This is a genomic window from Erythrobacter sp. K21-9 (assembly GCF_055808355.1).
Genome location: NZ_CM147866.1, coordinates 196,012 through 212,321, shown reverse-complemented (window position 1 = coordinate 212,321; position 16,310 = coordinate 196,012). Strand labels below are relative to the sequence as shown.

At 63.4% G+C, this 16,310-nt stretch carries 16 protein-coding genes and 1 pseudogene; 14 read left to right on the top strand and 3 right to left on the bottom strand.

Translation table 11 applies throughout. The features are described from left to right. Nucleotides 1-67 precede the first annotated feature (67 nt). From AC0L39_RS01125 to AC0L39_RS01115, 3 genes are read left to right on the top strand one after another with little or no spacing between them, the layout of a single operon-like run. Complete coding sequence (locus tag AC0L39_RS01125) at nucleotides 68-811, top strand: response regulator (RefSeq protein ID WP_473260049.1); 744 nt, start codon at nucleotides 68-70, stop codon at nucleotides 809-811. Beyond that, complete coding sequence (locus AC0L39_RS01120; RefSeq protein ID WP_473260047.1) at nucleotides 808-2,226, top strand: sensor histidine kinase; 1,419 nt, start codon at nucleotides 808-810, stop codon at nucleotides 2,224-2,226. Before AC0L39_RS01125 ends, AC0L39_RS01120 begins: the two co-directional genes overlap by 4 nt. Before the next feature lie 31 nt (nucleotides 2,227-2,257). Then, the gene (locus AC0L39_RS01115) at nucleotides 2,258-3,349 is read left to right on the top strand and encodes a glutathione S-transferase family protein (RefSeq protein WP_473260046.1); all 1,092 of its coding nucleotides are present in this window, start codon (nucleotides 2,258-2,260) and stop codon (nucleotides 3,347-3,349) included. On the opposite strand, the gene AC0L39_RS01110 is transcribed toward AC0L39_RS01115, so the two are convergent. Next, on the bottom strand, nucleotides 3,346-4,920 hold the full coding sequence (locus AC0L39_RS01110; protein ID WP_473260044.1) for a helicase HerA-like domain-containing protein: 1,575 nt from the start codon (nucleotides 4,918-4,920) through the stop codon (nucleotides 3,346-3,348). The two genes, AC0L39_RS01115 and AC0L39_RS01110, sit on opposite strands and share 4 nt — an antisense overlap. A gap of 107 nt (nucleotides 4,921-5,027) precedes the next feature. Here AC0L39_RS01110 and pabB point away from each other — a divergent pair. The 5 genes and pseudogenes from pabB to AC0L39_RS01085 all read left to right on the top strand — a co-directional run bounded on the left by pabB (nucleotide 5,028) and on the right by AC0L39_RS01085 (nucleotide 9,092). Next, nucleotides 5,028-6,837, top strand: a pseudogene (pabB, locus tag AC0L39_RS01105) (aminodeoxychorismate synthase component I). Next, nucleotides 6,834-7,565, top strand: a complete 732-nt coding sequence (locus AC0L39_RS01100; RefSeq protein ID WP_473260042.1) for an RluA family pseudouridine synthase — start codon at nucleotides 6,834-6,836, stop codon at nucleotides 7,563-7,565. Before pabB ends, AC0L39_RS01100 begins: the two are co-directional and overlap by 4 nt. A gap of 10 nt (nucleotides 7,566-7,575) precedes the next feature. Next, complete coding sequence (gene arfB, locus AC0L39_RS01095; protein ID WP_473260040.1) at nucleotides 7,576-7,992, top strand: alternative ribosome rescue aminoacyl-tRNA hydrolase ArfB; 417 nt, start codon at nucleotides 7,576-7,578, stop codon at nucleotides 7,990-7,992. 142 nt (nucleotides 7,993-8,134) lie between these two features. Beyond that, nucleotides 8,135-8,302 (top strand): 50S ribosomal protein L33, encoded by a 168-nt coding sequence (rpmG, locus tag AC0L39_RS01090; RefSeq protein ID WP_142787457.1) that lies wholly within the window; start codon nucleotides 8,135-8,137, stop codon nucleotides 8,300-8,302. A gap of 106 nt (nucleotides 8,303-8,408) precedes the next feature. Beyond that, entirely contained in the window at nucleotides 8,409-9,092 is a 684-nt protein-coding gene (locus AC0L39_RS01085; RefSeq protein ID WP_473260038.1) for a LolA family protein, read from the top strand. A 249-nt stretch (nucleotides 9,093-9,341) separates the two neighbouring features. Here AC0L39_RS01085 and AC0L39_RS01080 read toward each other — a convergent pair whose 3' ends face one another. Beyond that, nucleotides 9,342-10,778 (bottom strand): alkaline phosphatase, encoded by a 1,437-nt coding sequence (locus tag AC0L39_RS01080; RefSeq protein WP_473260037.1) that lies wholly within the window; start codon nucleotides 10,776-10,778, stop codon nucleotides 9,342-9,344. A 101-nt stretch (nucleotides 10,779-10,879) separates the two neighbouring features. On the opposite strand from AC0L39_RS01080, the gene xth reads away from it, so the two are divergent. From xth to AC0L39_RS01065, 3 genes are read left to right on the top strand one after another with little or no spacing between them, the layout of a single operon-like run. Then, on the top strand, nucleotides 10,880-11,668 hold the full coding sequence (xth, locus tag AC0L39_RS01075) for an exodeoxyribonuclease III (protein ID WP_473260035.1): 789 nt from the start codon (nucleotides 10,880-10,882) through the stop codon (nucleotides 11,666-11,668). Continuing rightward, entirely contained in the window at nucleotides 11,665-12,735 is a 1,071-nt protein-coding gene (gene ribA, locus AC0L39_RS01070; protein ID WP_473260033.1) for a GTP cyclohydrolase II, read from the top strand. Before xth ends, ribA begins: the two co-directional genes overlap by 4 nt. Further along, nucleotides 12,732-13,244, top strand: coding sequence for a GNAT family N-acetyltransferase (locus tag AC0L39_RS01065; RefSeq protein ID WP_473260031.1), 513 nt, complete (start codon nucleotides 12,732-12,734; stop codon nucleotides 13,242-13,244). Before ribA ends, AC0L39_RS01065 begins: the two co-directional genes overlap by 4 nt. 4 nt (nucleotides 13,245-13,248) lie before the next feature. Here the strand turns inward: AC0L39_RS01065 and AC0L39_RS01060 are convergent, their stop codons facing one another. Continuing rightward, a complete protein-coding gene (locus tag AC0L39_RS01060; RefSeq protein ID WP_473260029.1) occupies nucleotides 13,249-14,259 on the bottom strand; it encodes a right-handed parallel beta-helix repeat-containing protein in 1,011 nt (336 codons plus the stop codon). 184 nt (nucleotides 14,260-14,443) lie between these two features. Here AC0L39_RS01060 and AC0L39_RS01055 point away from each other — a divergent pair, with 184 nt between their 5' ends. The 3 genes from AC0L39_RS01055 to AC0L39_RS01045 are packed head-to-tail and all read left to right on the top strand — an operon-like array spanning nucleotide 14,444 to nucleotide 16,276. Then, on the top strand, nucleotides 14,444-14,776 hold the full coding sequence (locus AC0L39_RS01055) for a hypothetical protein (RefSeq protein ID WP_473260028.1): 333 nt from the start codon (nucleotides 14,444-14,446) through the stop codon (nucleotides 14,774-14,776). Further along, the gene (locus AC0L39_RS01050; RefSeq protein WP_473260026.1) at nucleotides 14,773-15,033 is read left to right on the top strand and encodes a hypothetical protein; all 261 of its coding nucleotides are present in this window, start codon (nucleotides 14,773-14,775) and stop codon (nucleotides 15,031-15,033) included. The genes AC0L39_RS01055 and AC0L39_RS01050 overlap by 4 nt, the downstream gene beginning before the upstream one ends. A 40-nt stretch (nucleotides 15,034-15,073) precedes the next feature. Continuing rightward, complete coding sequence (locus tag AC0L39_RS01045) at nucleotides 15,074-16,276, top strand: acyl-CoA dehydrogenase family protein (RefSeq protein ID WP_473260025.1); 1,203 nt, start codon at nucleotides 15,074-15,076, stop codon at nucleotides 16,274-16,276. The last annotated feature ends 34 nt before the right edge of the window (nucleotides 16,277-16,310 follow it).

Genomic DNA, 16,310 nt, shown 5'->3' with positions numbered 1-16,310 from the left:
TTGCGCGCCGGGCCGGTTCCTTACATGACCCGGCTTCACGCAATCCGGGGCCGATGCGAGACGAGACATGAGCAATGACACTCCCATATCGGTTCTGCTGGTCGATGATGAACCGACGCTGCGCGAACCGCTGGCGGAATATCTGAGCGGCCAGGGCTTTGCCGTGACCGAAGCAGCCAGCGCGGCCTCAGCGCGCAGCGAGCTTTCGGGCGCGCAGCCCGATATCGTCCTGCTCGACATCATGATGCCGGGCGAAGATGGCCTCTCGTTCTGCCGGCACCTCGTCGAAACCCGGCAGATCCCGGTTATCTTCCTCACCGCCCGAAGCGAGCCCACCGACCGGATCGTCGGCCTGGAACTGGGCGCGGACGATTATGTCGTCAAACCCTTCGAACCGCGCGAACTTGTCGCCCGGATACGCACAGTGCTGCGGCGGGTAGCGCGCGGACCGGCGCCCCATGTCGAGGCGGAAGACTGGCTCTACGCATTCGAAGGCTGGCTGCTCGATCCGCTCAAGCGCAAACTGACCGATCCCGAAGCCGTAACCGTGCCGATCTCGACCGCCGAATTCCGCCTGCTGCGCGCGTTTCTCGATAACCCTCGCAAAGTGCTGGACCGGGACAAACTGCTCGACATGGTGCAGGGCCGGACGGCGCACTTGTTCGACCGTGCGGTCGATAACCAGGTCAGCCGCCTGCGCCGCAAGATCGAGGCCGACAGCCGCAATCCGCAATTCATCCAGACAGTGCGCGGCGGCGGATACCGCTTTGCCGCAGATGTTAAGCGGAAGGTCCCGGACGCGGTCGCATGACCCGGTTGTTTCCCAAAAGCCTGCTTGGCCAGACCCTGTTTGCGATCGGCGCGGCCCTGCTCATCACGCAGATCATATCCGCAACGCTGCTCTACCGCGCGGCGGAAAGCAGGCTGGAGGCGAACTTGCTCAACCGCGCTGCGCTAGCCTTGCTGACCGATCCGGAAACCCGCGAGCGCCGCTTTCGCATCGACCTCGAGCAGTCCGGTGAATTTCGCTCGCCTCGCCGCGGTCCCGGGCGCAGGCTGCGCACCCGCATTAGCGAAACGCCGCCGCTGCTCCCCGGTGAGGCGCAGCTGGAGGACCGCGCCGTGCAGCTTGCAGCAATACTGGACAGTCAGGGCATCGACACAGTCGCGGTTCAGCTGACCGAGCGGCGTGCGGGCGATGACCCGGTGATGCAGGCACGTGCGCAGCGCAATCCTCGCTTCGCTGCGCGTCCTGGCTGGGCCGACGAGACATTGCTCGTCGCCGGTATCCAGCTGGAAGCGGGCGGTCCGTGGCGGATCACCCGGATCGCCGTGCCCCGGCGCGAGCCACAAGTCATTGGCGGGATCGCCGTTCAGACCGCGATCCTGTTCGTCGTGCTGATGGCGGTCCTGTTCCTCGTCCTGCGCCGGATCACCCAGCCTCTGGCGCGCCTGACCGAGCGGGTGAGCGATTTCTCGCGCCGACCCGACTACACTCTCACGCTCGAGGAAAGCGGCCCGGCCGACACCCGCCGCCTGATCGCGGCGCACAATGCGATGGAAACCCGCATTGCCGCCCTGCTCGATGAAAAAGACGTGATGCTGGGCGCGATTGGCCACGACCTGAAAACCCCGCTCGCCGCCTTGCGCGTGCGCATCGAAAGCGTGCCCGACGAGGTTCAGCGTCAGCGCATGGCAGACAGTATAGAAGATATCACAGCGACGCTCGACGACATCCTGACACTGGCGCGCGTCGGGCGATCCCAGAACAGTGCCGAAGCGGTTGATCTTGGCGCGCTGGCAGGCAGCGTTGTCGATGAATTCGAGGATCTGGGCCAGCCGGTCGCGTTGAGGGAATTCACGCGCCTGGTCGCGCCGGTCCAGGTGACTTGGCTCAAGCGCGCCTTGCGCAACCTCGTCAGCAATGCAGTGCGCTACGGCGAGAGCGCCGAGGTCGCGGTGTTCGAGGAAAATGGCGAGGCGATCCTGCGGGTCGACGACCACGGACCCGGCATTGCACCGGATCGAATGTCCGAGATGATGGAACCCTTCACGCGCGGAGAGGCGTCCCGCAACCGCGCGACCGGCGGGGCCGGGCTCGGCCTGACGCTCGCTCGCGCCATCGCGCAGCAGCATGGCGGCGAGCTGGTGCTGCGCAACCGCGACGAAGGCGGCCTTAGAGCCGAGATCCGCATTCCCCTCGCGAAAAGGGCCGCCCGCGCGTAACCAAAGGCGCGGCGCGCGCGAAAGGATGCTCATGACCCACGTAATGTATGGCTCGCCCGCTTCGCTTTTCTCCGGGAAGGCGCGCGCTTTTCTCGACTGGAAAGATGTCGATTACCGTGAAATTTCGCCCGATCTCGCAATCCGCAACGAGGTAATCGTACCTGCGGTCGGGCGCATGATCATTCCGGTCATGAAGCTGGAGGACGGCACGATCCTGCAGGACACTTCGCTCATCATCGACCATTTCGAACAGGCGGAGGCCGGCCCGTCGGTCTATCCCGAAACCGCGCGCCAGCGGTTTGCCGCGCTGCTTCTCGAATGTTTCGGCGACGAATGGCTTGTCATTCCCGCGATGCATTATCGCTGGAACTACAACGCGGAATGGATCCTCGAGGAATTCGGCCGAAACATGATGCCCGAGGCCCCGCGCGAGCAGCAGATCGCCGCGGGCACGATGATCGGCGAGCAATTTCGCGGGTTTGTCCCGGCGCTTGGCATCAACGAGCAAACCATCCCGGCGATCGAGGCGAGTTACGAGGCCTTGCTGGCCGATCTCGATGTGCATTTCGCCGAGCACGACTTCCTGTTTGGCAACCGTCCCTCGATTGGCGATTACGGCCTGATCGGACCGCTCTACGCGCATCTCTACCGCGACCCGGCCTCGGGCGAGATCATGGAGCGGCTCGCCCCGCGTGTGGCCGAATGGGTAGAGCGAATGGTCAAGCCCCAAGCGCCGCTCTCAGGTGAATTCCTGCCAGGTGACACGGTGCCTGCGACGCTGGTCCCGGTGCTTGCGCGGATGATGCGCGAGCACGTCCCGTTTCTTGCAGCGACAGCGCAGCTGCTGGGCAAATGGCATGCGGAAAATCCGAACGCCGAAATCCCGCGCGGTGTCGGCATGGCTCCGTTCGAGATCGAAGGCGTGCAAGGCGAAGGGATCGCCCGCACTTTCAGCCTCTGGATGCTCCAGCGCGCCCTCGATTACCTGCATTCGCTGAGCGGAAACAACCGCGCGGCGTGCGAAGACCTGCTACGGGAATGCGGCGGCGAAGCGCTGATTGATTTTCAAATGCCGGTCAGGCTCGCCTACGAAAATCACACGCTGGCAGTCGCAGGCGCTTAACGCATCAGCCCGCCGATCAGGTTGCGCACAAACCGACCTGCCATCGGCCCCGCGAGGTCGGTTGCAATCGATCCGGCAGCAGAGGTGATCCCGGACCGCATCGGGTTGGCGCGGCTTTTCTTGCCGAGCACGGCGGCCGCGGCAGCCCCGGCCATCGAACCGGCGGCAACCTTGGTCCCGCGGGACATCGCCTTTTCCCAGATCGATTTCGTTTTGCGCGGACGCTTGCGGACCTCTTCCTCGCCCTTCTCCGCGACCTCTTCGGCGGTTTCGGCGGCGTCCTTTGCCTTTTGCGCGAGCACTTCCTCGGCGCTTTCGCGGTCGATCGCTTCGTCGTACTTTCCATCGAACGGGCTGACCGACTGGATAATCGCGCGCTCTTTCTTCGTCACCGGGCCGAGACGCGAGCGCGGCGGCTTGATCAAAGTGCGCTGGACGATGGTCGGCGCGCCTTCCTCGTCGAGGGTGGAGACCAGCGCCTCACCTACTTTGAGTTCGGTGATGACCTCTTCGGTATCGAGATCCTCGTTGATCCGGAAGGTTTCTGCCGCAGCCTTGATCGCGCGCTGGTCACGCTTGGTGAACGCACGCAGGGCGCGCTGCACCCGGTTGCCGAGCTGGCCAGCGACTTCCTCGGGGATGTCGATCGGGTTCTGCGTCACGAAGAACACGCCAACCCCTTTGGAACGGATCAATCGCACAACCTGCTCGATCTTTTCCTGCAAGGCGTCGGGGGCATCGTCGAACAGCAAATGCGCTTCATCGAAGAAGAACACGAGGCTGGGTTTTTCAGGGTCGCCGACTTCGGGCAGGCTTTCGAACAGTTCCGCAAGCAGCCACAGCAGGAACGTCGCATACAGCTTCGGGCTGCGCATCAGCTTGTCGGCGGCGAGTACATTGACATGGCCGCGACCGTTCTCATCGAGCTTCAGGAAATCGTCGATCTCCAGCGCCGGCTCACCAAAGAAGTGGTCTGCTCCCTGCGATTCAAAAGACAGCAATTGCCGCTGGATCGCGCCCACCGACTGCTTCGACACGTTTCCGTATTCGCCGGAAAGCTCCTTCGAGTTGTCATAGGCCCATTTCAGCAATGATTGCAGGTCGCCGAAATCGAGCAGCAGCAGTCCGTTCTCGTCGGCGTGCCTGAAGACGATCTGGAGCACGCCTTCCTGCGTGTCGTTGAGGTCAAGCAACCGAGATAGCAACAATGGCCCCATTTCGGTGATCGTGGTGCGGATCGGGTGGCCCTGCTCACCATACAGATCCCAGAAGACCACCGGATTGTCGGAATAGGCATAATCTTCCATGCCCAGTTCCTCCGCGCGGCCTTCGAGCTTGTCGGCATGCTTGAAAGTCGGCGAGCCGGGCATGGCGACACCGGACAGGTCGCCCTTCACATCGGCGACGAATACCGGGACACCGTGTGCGGAGAAACTCTCGGCAAGCCCTTGCAGCGTGACCGTCTTGCCGGTCCCGGTTGCGCCCGCAATCAGGCCGTGCCGGTTCGCACGGCTCAGCGCGAGATGCTGCTTCTCGCCATTTCCGCCCAGTCCCAGAAAAATTTCACTCATCGCCCTGACAGTCCCTTGCGCATTCACGGTTCAGCAGCGGGAATGCAGAGGCAAATCCAAGCGGTCAAGCACTCGACTTGATCTGCCAATGGGCTAAGGCGCTTGTCATGGGTTCCGATGTACCATTCGTCTTGCTGGATGACGCGCGCGCGCAGAATGCGGCAGATGCGCTGCTGTACGAAAATCCAACCGAAACATTCGCCGCCTATCGCCCGTCAGAAGTTGCCGATACGCTTTCCCGCGCTGCGCAGGCTCAGGCTGAGGGGCGCGGCACGCTGGCGGGCTATATGGCCTACGAATCCGGGCTTGCGCTGGAACCGAAGCTGGCTGGTCTGGCCGGTGCGCGCAGCGGAGACCACGGCCCGCTCGTATGGCTCGGCCTGTTCGCCGATCCGCAGCGCATAGCGGCTGCCGAGATGCCCGAATGGCTTGCCGCGCGCGGTCAGGGCACAGCGAGCATCGGTCCGCTCGATCCGCAGCTTTCGCCCGGCGGATACGACGCAGCGTTCGCCGCGTTGCGCGAGGCGATCCACGCGGGCGATATCTACCAGGCGAACCTCACCTATCCGCTAGCAGGTTCGTATCGCGGCGATCCGGTCGCGCTTTACGCAGCGCTCCGCCCGTCTGCACAAGCGGGCTATGGCGGCATGCTGTTCGATGGCTCGCACTGGCTGCTGAGCTTTTCCCCCGAACTCTTCGTGGCGCTGGACGGCGATCAGGCGAAGGCAAAGCCAATGAAAGGCACGCGCCCGCGCGGTCAGGACGAGAAAAGCGATGTCGCGCTCGCCGAAGAACTGGCGACCTCGGTCAAGGACAAGGCCGAGAACCTGATGATCGTCGACCTGATGCGCAACGATCTGTCGCGCGTCGCGGTGCCGGGCAGCGTCCGGGTGGATGCGCCTTTCGCCATCGAGAGTTATCCGACCGTGCACCAGATGGTATCCAGCGTCCGCGCGCAGCTTGAACCGGAAAAGAGTGCGGTGGACCTTGTCCGCGCGCTGTTCCCTTGCGGCTCGATCACCGGCGCGCCTAAGATTCGCGCGATGGAGCTGATCGACCGGTATGAACGCGATGCCCGCGGCCCCTATTGCGGGGCGATCGGGCGGATCGATGCAGGTGGCAATGCCGCTTTCAACGTGGCGATCCGCACCCTGCGCCTGACGCCGATTGAAAACGGGCAAGGGACAGCGGTGCTCGGGATCGGCTCGGCCATCGTTGCCGATAGCGATCCACTGGCCGAACGGCGCGAATGCGAGGTCAAGGCAGGCTTCGTGCGCCGGTCCACGCCCGATCACACCGCACCCGCTTTCGACCTGATTGAAACGATGGAATTCAACCCGGAGATCGGGATCGCGCTGCTGGAATTGCATCTGGCGCGCATGAAGAAAAGCGCCGCCGCGCTCGGGTTCGAATTCGACCGGCATGCCGCGCGCAACCAGATCCAGGCGCTGTGCTTCGAACTCGACCAGCCGGCCAAGCTGCGACTGCTCGCCGCGCGCAGCGGGGCGACCGCGCTGGAGACCGGGCCGATGCCCGCGCCGCTGCCCGATCCGGCCCCCGTCATAGCGCTGCCGAACCCGCTCGACCCGTCGGACTGGCGGCTATCGCACAAGACCAGTGACAGGGGCTTTTACGAAGACGCTCTCGCCGCTGCGAAGGACGCGGGCGCCGCCGAGGCGATCCTTGTGCGCGAGGATGGACTGGTGACCGAAGGCAGCTATACGAATGTCTTTGTCGAGCGCGATGGCACCCTGCTCACCCCGCCTGCACGTCTCGGCCTGTTACCGGGCGTCCTCCGCGAATTTCTGATCGAGAAGGAGCGCGCGGTACGAAGCCGAATTGACGCTTGACGATCTTTCCAATGGCTTTCTGCTCGGCAATGCCGTGCGCGGCCTGTTCAAAGGCACGCTGAAATGAATATTCCGATCCTGTTCGAAGACGGCGAGGCTCTCGTCATCAACAAGCCAGCGGGCCTTCCGGTCGACCGGCCCAAGCGCGGCGGCCCGGCATTGTTCGACCATATCGAGCAATTGAAGCTTGGCTTTCAGCGCCCCCCGGTTGCGGTCCACCGGCTCGATACCGACACCAGCGGCTGCCTGCTGATGGCGCGCAATCCCAAGGCACTCAAACGCTTCAACAAGGCGTTCGAGGATCGGCTGGTTGGCAAGACCTATCTCGCGGTGATTGATTTCGAACCGACCGCGCAATCGGGTACAATCGAATTGAACCTGACCAAGATCAGCTCGGCGGAAAAGGGCTGGCGCATGATCGCGGCGAAGAAGGGCAAACCGGCGGTGTCGCACTGGGAGCTGCTGCAGACGATTGGGGAGGGGGGCAAGAAACGCTCGTTGATCCGCTTTCGCCCGGAGACAGGCCGCACCCATCAATTGCGCGTCCACGCGCTCCAGGGGCTCGGCACGCCGCTGCTCGGCGATCCGGTTTACGGACCAGTGCGCGGGCAGAACAAGGGCGCACCGCGCACGATGCTCCACGCAGAGGCGATCTACATGGCGCGTCTAGGAAAGGATCCGGTAAGCGCCTTCGCTCCGTTCCCCGAGGATTTCGCACGCGCCGGTCTGACCGCGCCCGAGCCTCCGCCTGCTCCCGTGCGCGAACCGTCACCCGCCGCGCCGCCGGAAGACTGATCGCCCGGCGATGGACAAGGACCTGCTTAACCGCGCCCATTCCCTGGCCGAGGAAAGCTTCCTCGCCGGGTCCGGTCCGGGCGGGCAGAACGCCAACAAGGTCGCGACCGAAGTGCAATTGCGCGTCAACATCTACGCGCTGCGCCTGCCCCCGCCGGTGTTCGCGCGCTTGCGCGATATTGCCGGGTCGAAGCTGACCGCGGCGGGCGACCTCCTTATCACCGCTCGCCAGCACCGAACGCAGGACGCGAACCGGCAGGCGGCGCGGGAAAAGCTCGAGGAAATGCTCGAAGCCGCGCATCGCCAGCCGAAGAAGCGCGCCAAGACGCGAGTGAACCGGATCGGCAAGACCAAGCGATTGAAAGCCAAGAAAGCGCGGGGCGATGTTAAGGCCAAGCGCGGCAAGGTCAGCCGATCGGATTGGTAGCCGCGCGATGCTGCGAAGCTTGACTTTTGCCCGTGAATCGGCAATTGGCGCGCATCTGAGGGCGGTGCACCACGTAAACGGGCGCGCCGCTTTATATTTTCTGGCCGATGATCGGCCCACCAGACAGATTTAGGATACCGCCATGGCGAAGCCCGCAACCGTCAAGATCAAGCTCGTCTCGACCGAGGGCACGGGCTTTTACTACACGACCAAGAAAAACCCGCGCAACATCACCGAGAAGATGGTGTTCCGCAAGTATGACCCGGTCGCGAAGAAGCACGTCGAATTCAAAGAAGCGAAGATCAAGTAAGGCTTCGCCGGATAAAGGCGCTCCGCGTTTTCGCCGAGCTCACCTTGCCTCTTGAAATCTCTCCAGTTCAGCCGCAGTTCAACGCTTCATCCCTAGTGATCGAGGCATGACAATGCTGACCAGTTTTCTCTCGAACCGGCTTGCCCGGGTAACCACCGCCGGTATTGCCGGTGCGCTGGCTCTGACCCTGCCGGTCTCGCCTTCGGCCGACGCCGTCCCTGCAGCTCACGCGCAGACCGCAAACGCCGATCTCGACCGGGCCGTTGCCGCGCTGCGCGCGATTTCGACGATGCGCGCCGATTTTTCCCAGACCGACCGCGCAGGCAATGTCGCGTACGGCACGATGACGCTTAAGCGTCCGGGCAAGATTCGCTTCGATTACGGCAAGGATGCCGACCTGCTGGTCGTATCCAATGGCCGTTCGCTCTACATGGTCGATTACGAGGTGCGGCAGGTCGAACGCTGGCCGATCCGCAATTCGCCGTTGGGCGCACTGCTTGATCCGAATCGCGATATGAAAAAATACGGCAAGCTCGTCCCGACCGGCAGTTCGGACGTGCTCAGCATCGAAGTGCGCGATCCGAAACGGCCCGAATTTGGGGTTATCAATCTTATCTTCGTGCGCAATTCGAGTGCGCCCGGAGGGCTTGAGCTGACACATTGGGTCGCGCTCGATGCCCAGAATTACAGGACGACAGTAAGGCTTTCGAATCACCGTTACGGAATGTCTGTCGCTGAGAGCGCGTTTAAGTTCCAGGATCCGCGCCGCTCATCTCGTCGACCACGGTGAACGGTTCGCCCCCCACAGGTTGTAAGAATGCGACAAGCCTCCGTCGATATTCATATACCTGACAGAGAAAAACGAGTATTTATGCTTAACAAGGCGGTTGAAGAGCGGGTTTCCCCCCTGTTGCCCAACCCTTCACAATAAGCCGCTTTGAACAAGCGTGACGAACGCTCAAACGGAACCCCTGTCCCACCGCCCCCGGGACAGGGGTTTTTTGTTTGCGAATTCGGGGGCTCTTGTTCGGGTCCTGGCCTATTCCCAGCCGAACGCCTTGCGGATGATGTCGTAGATCACGTTCTGCTCGATCACTCCGCGCGCTTCGTCCGCGCCCGGGCCGGTGGCGTATAGCGCCACATCTTCCCCGGCATGCGTTTCGCTGCCGGTCGGGATCGCCGATTGCTGCTGCGCATTCACACCGGTTTCGGGCATCGGGCGCTCGGCCATGTTGGCGATCGAGCCGGGCCCATTACCATATCCGAGCGTGGTGTAGGGTTTGCCATCTTCGGCAGTCGACACATCCCGCACCTCTTCACCGCCTTCATCGGGCGGAACCACGAGGCCAAGGATATCGTTACCCCGGCGCGGATATCCCGCAATCGTGAAGACGTGGCTGTGATCAGCCGTGACCATGATCAGCGTTTCTTCGGGATCGGTGCTGTCGACCGCATGTTGAATGGCGCGGGCAAACTCGACCGCTTCCTCCAGCGCCCAACCGGCACGGCCCGCGTGGTGGCCGTGATCGATCCTGCCCGATTCGACCATCAGGTAATACCCGTCCGGATCGGCCTTCAGCCGCGCGATCGCCTGCGCAGTCATTTCGGTGAGCGTAGGCTCGCTGGCATCGGTTGCTGCCTCTTCCATTCGCTCAGCCATGTACGCCATGTGGCTGGGCGAAAAGATGCCGAGAACCGGCTTGTCCATCGGTGCAGCAAAGAGTTCCGCCGTATCGGTCACAAAGGTTCCGCCGGTGCGCGCGCGCCACGTTGCAGGCAGGTCCGCATTCTCCTCGGTCCTGCGACCGCCCGCAGACTTACCAAAGAAGGCCGCGGTTCCACCCCCAAGCGCTACGTCCCAATCGGCCTCGATCAGCTGGGTCGCGATATCCTTGCAGCCCAGTCCGTCCTGCTGCGCATCGGGATCGATGAACGCTTCCCAATTGCGGTCGGGAGAGCGGGCGTAAACGCTGGCAGGCGTCGCATGGGTTATCCGCGCCGTGGACACGATACCTAGCGCCAGGCCCTTTTCCTTCACCTCCTCGCCCAATAAAGGTAGCGGATTGGCGAGGCCCGACGCACAATCGGCGCGCACCGTAGCCGGCCCCACACCGAGCAGGCCGATATTGGTCTTCACGCCCGAATGCATGGCGGTTGCCGTGCCCGCGCTGTCGGGCACCTGCGCATTGGTATTGTAGGTTTTGACGAGCGCGACATTCTCGAATTTCTCGAAGCTGAGCAGGTTTTCCTCGCCGCTTTCCCCGCGCTTCTGCCCCTCATAGATGCGCGCTGCGGTGATGGTCGAGATGCCCATGCCGTCACCGATGAAGAGAATGACGTTCTTCGCTTTCGCCGGAGCCGCCTGGGCGGGTGCGCTGGCGCTTTGCAAGGCGGCAGTGCCTTCGGATGGCGCGCGCGCGGCGAGCGGCATGACTGCCGAAGCCAGAAGGACGGCGAATTTGGGCGAGCGGATCATCGAACGGTCTCCTGAAGAATTGCCGCACTCGCTATCGTTTTCCAATGTGACAGGAAAGCTAAACCTTGTGAGGCTTTCGCTGCCCTCCTAAGTCATCGCCCATGGTCTCTGTTGCTACCTGGAACATCAATTCCGTCCGCCTGCGCCTGCCGCTCGTCGAGAAATACCTGCGCGAGGAGGCACCGGACGTGCTGTGCCTGCAGGAGATCAAGTGCCAGGAGCACCAGTTCCCCGCCGAGGCGCTCGCGGAGATGGGTTATGAGCATCAGGCCGTGCACGGGCAAAAGGGCTATCACGGGGTTGCGACGGTAAGCCGCCTGCCGCTGCGCGAAATCTCGCGCCACGACTGGCAGGACAACGGCGAAGCGCGCCATGTCGGGGTGGAAATTCTCGGCAAGGACATAATTGTCGAGAACGTGTACGTACCCGCAGGCGGCGATGTGCCCGACCGCGAAGTGAATGCCAAATTCGGCCAGAAGCTCGATTTCCTCGAGCGCATGACGCGCTGGGCGGACGCGGTCGACAAACCCACGTTGATCGTCGGCGACTTCAACATCGCTCCGCTCGAAAGCGATGTGTGGAGCCACAAGCAATTGCTCAAGGTGGTCAGCCACACCCCGCTGGAAGTGGACACTCTGCAAAAATTCAAGAACGCGCATGGCTGGACCGATATCGGGCGGGAGCACATTCGCGATCCGCAGCGGTATTTCAGCTGGTGGTCCTATCGTTCGCCCGACTGGCGCAAGAACGATCGCGGGCGCAGGCTCGATCATATGTGGGCCAGCCCCGAGCTTGCCAGGCAGGCGAGCTCGCACCGCATTCTTGAGGAAGCGCGCAGCTGGGAGAAGCCTTCGGATCACATCCCGCTCATCACGGAGTTCGATATTTGAACGGCAGCCCGTCGCCGGCCCGCCGCGCCGCGCAGGCGGTCGATGCGCTGCGCCACGGCTGGCCGCTGGCATTCGAGGGCGGGCAGGTCCTGCTACCGGTCGAAACCGCGATTGCAAGCGGGGCGACATCCGATCGCATGCTGATTTCGGCAGCACGTGCAGCGACGCTCAAGCTCGCCAATCAGCTTGAGGCCGCCGAGCCGCATACGCCTGTCCTGATCCGGGGCGGTGAGCCTTTCGACATGGCCAGCGCCGTGCCGATTGCAGACCCCGCGCTCGACCTCAGAAACCCGCTCAAGGGACCGTTCAAGGCGGAGCATCTCGATTGGGCTGACACCGCGAGTGCGGCGATGGAGCTGGCGCGCATCGCCGGTATCCTGCCCGCTTTCATGGTCGACCCCGACAACGCCGGCGAGACGCAGCGGGTTGCCGCAAGTGACCTGGCCGAATATTCGGACGCGGGAGCGCTCCGGATCGTCACCCGCGCGCGCCTGCCCGTCACCGCCAGCGACAGTGCAGAGATTGTCGCGTTTCGCTCATCGGAGGACACGCGCGAGCACGTGGCGCTCATCATCGGCGATCAGCGCGGCGACCGCGCGCCGCTCGTCCGACTGCATTCGGAATGCCTGACAGGCGACATCCTTGGCAGCCTGAAATGCGATTGCGGTCCGCAGCTCGATGCAGCGCTCGCCGCGATGGCCGAGCATGCCGAACAGGACGGCGGCTGGGGCGCGCTCCTTTACATGCGGCAAGAGGGGCGCGGGATCGGGCTCGTCAACAAATTGCGCGCCTACCGCCTGCAGGATGAAGGCTTCGACACGGTCGATGCGAACCGGCGGCTTGGCCTGCCCGACGAAGCGCGCGACTTTCCAACCGCAGCGCGGATGCTCGATCTGCTCGGCGCGCGCAGCATCCGATTGATGACCAACAACCCGGCCAAGGTAGAGGCGCTGGAGCAGGCCGGGATCACTGTAAGCGAACGCGTGCAGCATCAGCTTCCGGACAATCCGCACAACGCCCGCTACCTCGCCACGAAGCGAGACAGATCAGGACACTTGCTGAAATGATTGGTCCCGAAATCCCGATCACCATTCGCCCCGAAGCGTCCGGCGATGAAGCCGCGATCCACGCTCTTACACAGGCGGCGTTCAAGGACATGCCGTTTTCCGATGGCGATGAGCACCACCTTGTCGACCGGCTGCGCGCCGACGGCGATCTCACGCTTTCGCTGGTCGCCGAAGACGCAGAGCGCATTGTGGGCCACGTCGCGTTCTCGCCGGTCACGATCAGTGACGGCGCGAAAGACTGGGTTGGCCTCGGTCCGGTGTCAGTCTGGCCTGAATTGCACGGCAAAGGTATTGGCGGCGCCCTGATCAAGCGCGGGATCGCCGATTTGCGGCAGCGCGGCGCGAAAGGGATCGTCCTGCTCGGCAGCACGGAATATTACCCGCGCTTCGGTTTCGAGCACCAGCCGCAATTGACCTATCCGGGACCGGAGGCGAAGTATTTCCAGTGCCTGCTGCTCGAAGGTGAGTTGCCCAGCGGCGAAGTGAAATTCGCGCCCGCTTTCGGATAGCGGCTCAGCGCCGCTCGTATTGCTGCAGACCCTCGGCGAGCCGGTTACCCGACATCGCGATGCTCGCTCCGGTCCAGTCGGCCAGGAAAGTGCTGGAACGGCGCAGGCCGGGCACGAAGCGCGCCTCGTTGTTTGTCACCACCAGCCCGTCGGAGGAATGCAGTCGCTGCTCCGCGCCCAGCGCGATGAAGGCGGAGTAATTCTCCTTGTCGCGCCCTTGAACGAACCAGTTGTCGGCGATGCGCCCGGTGCTTCCTGCGGGCAGGTCGATCATGTAATTGGTCGAGCGACCGCGCGCGTCGTCGAAAGAGTTGTTCTCAATGGTGACATCGCGCGCCCGCGCTTTCAGGTAATGCCCTCCGCGTCCGCGCTCGAACCGGCTTTCGCGCACGGTCAGCTGGCCGTAATCGCCGGTGTAGATCGAGTGCGCGCATCCGGCGGAATTCTCGCAGGTGCCAAGCCCGCTGAAAGTCGAGCGGGTGATATAGATGCGCCCTTGCGGGTCATTCGCCGTCAGGATGCCCTGCTGGCTATCGAGAAAGCGGGTGAAGGCGACATTGAGCGCGCCTTTTTCAAGCCGGATGCCGGCGCCATTACCATCGCGCACGGTGATATTCCGGAATGTCAGCCCGCGCACTTCCGCTCCGGTTCCGCGCAGGACCAGCGCGGCTTTACCCTCGCAGGCCGTGCCGTCGAACACGGCGCTTCCGTAATCGCTCGCCGTGTATGTCACGACGCCCGCTGTCTGGACCGCACACTGGCGATACGTGCCGGGAGCGATCTCGATCGTCCCGCTTTGCGAGCCGACCGCATCGACCGCGTCCTGCAAGGTAGCAAAGCCGCGACCGGTCTCGACGATGGTGAAGCCTGGCTGCTGCGGGACCTGTGCCAGCAGCGCAGCAACCGGGATTGCCGCTACCGAAACGCCCGCTATGGCCAGGCTCACCCAGATCAGCGCGCGCGAAACGAGCGGAGCGGGCGGGGCCGGAAAATCGGATGAATTGCGTCGAACCATGCGCGCGTCCTGACGGCAAATGGTTGAATCCTCGTTAACCATCCCGGATTTCTGCACTTCGCTGGCGCAATTCGCGCTTGGCGATTGGGCGCAGTCTTGGCTACACCCGTGCCTTGCGCGGTCCAGCCGCAGCATCGCGCTGAGGCCGCATGGGAAAAGAGAAATACACGAGGAGCCTGCCCCAATGAAGAAACTCTCCAGCTTTGCCGCGATCGGCGCAGCGTCGCTTGCGCTTGCCGCTTGCGGCAGCTCGGACGATGCGTCCAGCGATCTCGAGGTCGATACGGTCGAGATTCCGGCTGACGAAGCGCTTGTGCCGGTCACCGAAGAGCCAGTCGAGGATCCTGCTGCGGTCATCGAGGAAGTGGAAGAGCCCGCTCCGGTCAGCGTGGAAACCGCCAGTGAAGCAGCCGACGCGGCAGAGGACGTGGCCGCAGCGGTCGAAGCCGCAGAGGCTGCCGAAGCTGCCGCTGCCGCAGACGCCGCTGATGCGGCCGCAGCACTGGTCGAGGAATGATCCTGCGCGCACCGGGCTGGCCGACGCGCGTCATCGCAGCCGGTCTTGCACCGTTTGCGCTTGCCGCGCGCAGCGAGCCGCCCGGCGCGGCTCCCGGTGCGGTGAGCGAAGGTGAGGCGCGGGCATTGGAGGAAGCGGCCGAGATGCTCGACGAGCGCCGCCTTCCCGAAGGTGCCGTGCCCGATATCGACGCGCCCGCAGACGGCGATGCAGCCGCTGAACGGACCGCCGAAATGACAGGCGACAACTCCGACTGAATGCGGGCACACTCCGCGCACACTTCCAAGGACTCATGCGATGAACGCCCCGACCAACCCCGTCCGCTCGAACCCCGGCATGGATGAGGACACTTTCGAACAATTCGCCGAGCAGCTCGACCGCTATGTGAACGAGCGGCTGATCCCGGCCGAGGCCGAAATGATCGAGGCGGACGCAGTCCCGCCCGAGATCATCGACGAGATGCGCGACATGGGCCTGTTCGGCATCAGCGTGCCGGAAGAATATGGCGGCGCGGGCCTCAACGTGTCGCAATATGCGCGCGTCGTGAACGCCATGAGCTTTGCCGCGCCCGCCTTCCGTTCCATTTTCTCGATCAATGTCGGCATGTTCGCCAGCGCGCTGAAAAACGGCGCGACCGAGGACCAGCGCGCCGAATGGTATCCCAAGCTGGTCGAAGGCAAGATCGCCTGCTTCGGCCTGACCGAGCCGGGCTCGGGCAGCGATAGCGCCGCAATGCAGACCACCGCCACGCCCGATCCGGATGGCAATGGCTGGGTGCTCAATGGCACGAAGCGGTATATCACCAATGCTCCGCATGCCGACGTCGCCCTGATCATGGCGCGCACCGAGAAAGAGCCGCTGCCGAAGAACGCGCATGTCAGCGCATTTCTGGTGCCGATGGACACGCCGGGCATCTCGACCGGATCTCCCGACAAGAAGATGGGGCAGTCAGGCTCGCATATCTCGGACATCATGCTCGACGACGTCAAAGTGCCCGGCGATGCGCTGCTCGGCGGGGAGACAGGCAAAGGTTTCCGGTTTGCCATGCAGAGCCTCGACAATGGCCGCATCTCGGTCGGGGCGGCGGCAACCGGCTATGCGGGCCGCGCGCTCAATTCCGCGCTGCGCTACGCCAATGAGCGCAAGGCGTTTGGCGAACCGATCGCGCGTTTCCAGCTTATCCAGGCGATGCTCGCCGACAGCGAAACCGAAATCTACGCCGCCGAATGCATGATGAAAGACGTGACCGAACGCGCCGACAGGGGCGAGAACATCATCACCAAAGCCGCAGCCTTCAAGGTCTTCGCCAGCGAAATGTGCGGGCGCGTGGTCGACCGCGTCGTGCAGATATACGGCGGCGCGGGATACCTTGCCGAATACGATGCCGAGCGATTCTATCGCGATGCGCGCATCTACCGCATCTACGAAGGCACAACGCAGATCCTGCAACTCCAAATTGCCAAGCACATGCTGCGCGAATGGGAAAAAGAGCACGGATAGGCCTGGCTCGCCTTGCCAGCCCGCTCCCCCTTCC

What these genes read in the sequence shown, in the direction of transcription:
- AC0L39_RS01125 (WP_473260049.1), top strand. Translation starts at nt 68, where the DNA reads ATGAGCAATGACACTCCCATATCGGTTCTGCTGGTCGATGATGAACCG.
- AC0L39_RS01120 (WP_473260047.1), top strand. Translation starts at nt 808, where the DNA reads ATGACCCGGTTGTTTCCCAAAAGCCTGCTTGGCCAGACCCTGTTTGCG.
- AC0L39_RS01115 (WP_473260046.1), top strand. Translation starts at nt 2,258, where the DNA reads ATGACCCACGTAATGTATGGCTCGCCCGCTTCGCTTTTCTCCGGGAAG.
- AC0L39_RS01110 (WP_473260044.1), bottom strand. Translation starts at nt 4,920, where the DNA reads ATGAGTGAAATTTTTCTGGGACTGGGCGGAAATGGCGAGAAGCAGCAT.
- AC0L39_RS01100 (WP_473260042.1), top strand. Translation starts at nt 6,834, where the DNA reads ATGAATATTCCGATCCTGTTCGAAGACGGCGAGGCTCTCGTCATCAAC.
- arfB (WP_473260040.1), top strand. Translation starts at nt 7,576, where the DNA reads ATGGACAAGGACCTGCTTAACCGCGCCCATTCCCTGGCCGAGGAAAGC.
- rpmG (WP_142787457.1), top strand. Translation starts at nt 8,135, where the DNA reads ATGGCGAAGCCCGCAACCGTCAAGATCAAGCTCGTCTCGACCGAGGGC.
- AC0L39_RS01085 (WP_473260038.1), top strand. Translation starts at nt 8,409, where the DNA reads ATGACAATGCTGACCAGTTTTCTCTCGAACCGGCTTGCCCGGGTAACC.
- AC0L39_RS01080 (WP_473260037.1), bottom strand. Translation starts at nt 10,778, where the DNA reads ATGATCCGCTCGCCCAAATTCGCCGTCCTTCTGGCTTCGGCAGTCATG.
- xth (WP_473260035.1), top strand. Translation starts at nt 10,880, where the DNA reads ATGGTCTCTGTTGCTACCTGGAACATCAATTCCGTCCGCCTGCGCCTG.
- AC0L39_RS01065 (WP_473260031.1), top strand. Translation starts at nt 12,732, where the DNA reads ATGATTGGTCCCGAAATCCCGATCACCATTCGCCCCGAAGCGTCCGGC.
- AC0L39_RS01060 (WP_473260029.1), bottom strand. Translation starts at nt 14,259, where the DNA reads ATGGTTCGACGCAATTCATCCGATTTTCCGGCCCCGCCCGCTCCGCTC.
- AC0L39_RS01055 (WP_473260028.1), top strand. Translation starts at nt 14,444, where the DNA reads ATGAAGAAACTCTCCAGCTTTGCCGCGATCGGCGCAGCGTCGCTTGCG.
- AC0L39_RS01050 (WP_473260026.1), top strand. Translation starts at nt 14,773, where the DNA reads ATGATCCTGCGCGCACCGGGCTGGCCGACGCGCGTCATCGCAGCCGGT.
- AC0L39_RS01045 (WP_473260025.1), top strand. Translation starts at nt 15,074, where the DNA reads ATGAACGCCCCGACCAACCCCGTCCGCTCGAACCCCGGCATGGATGAG.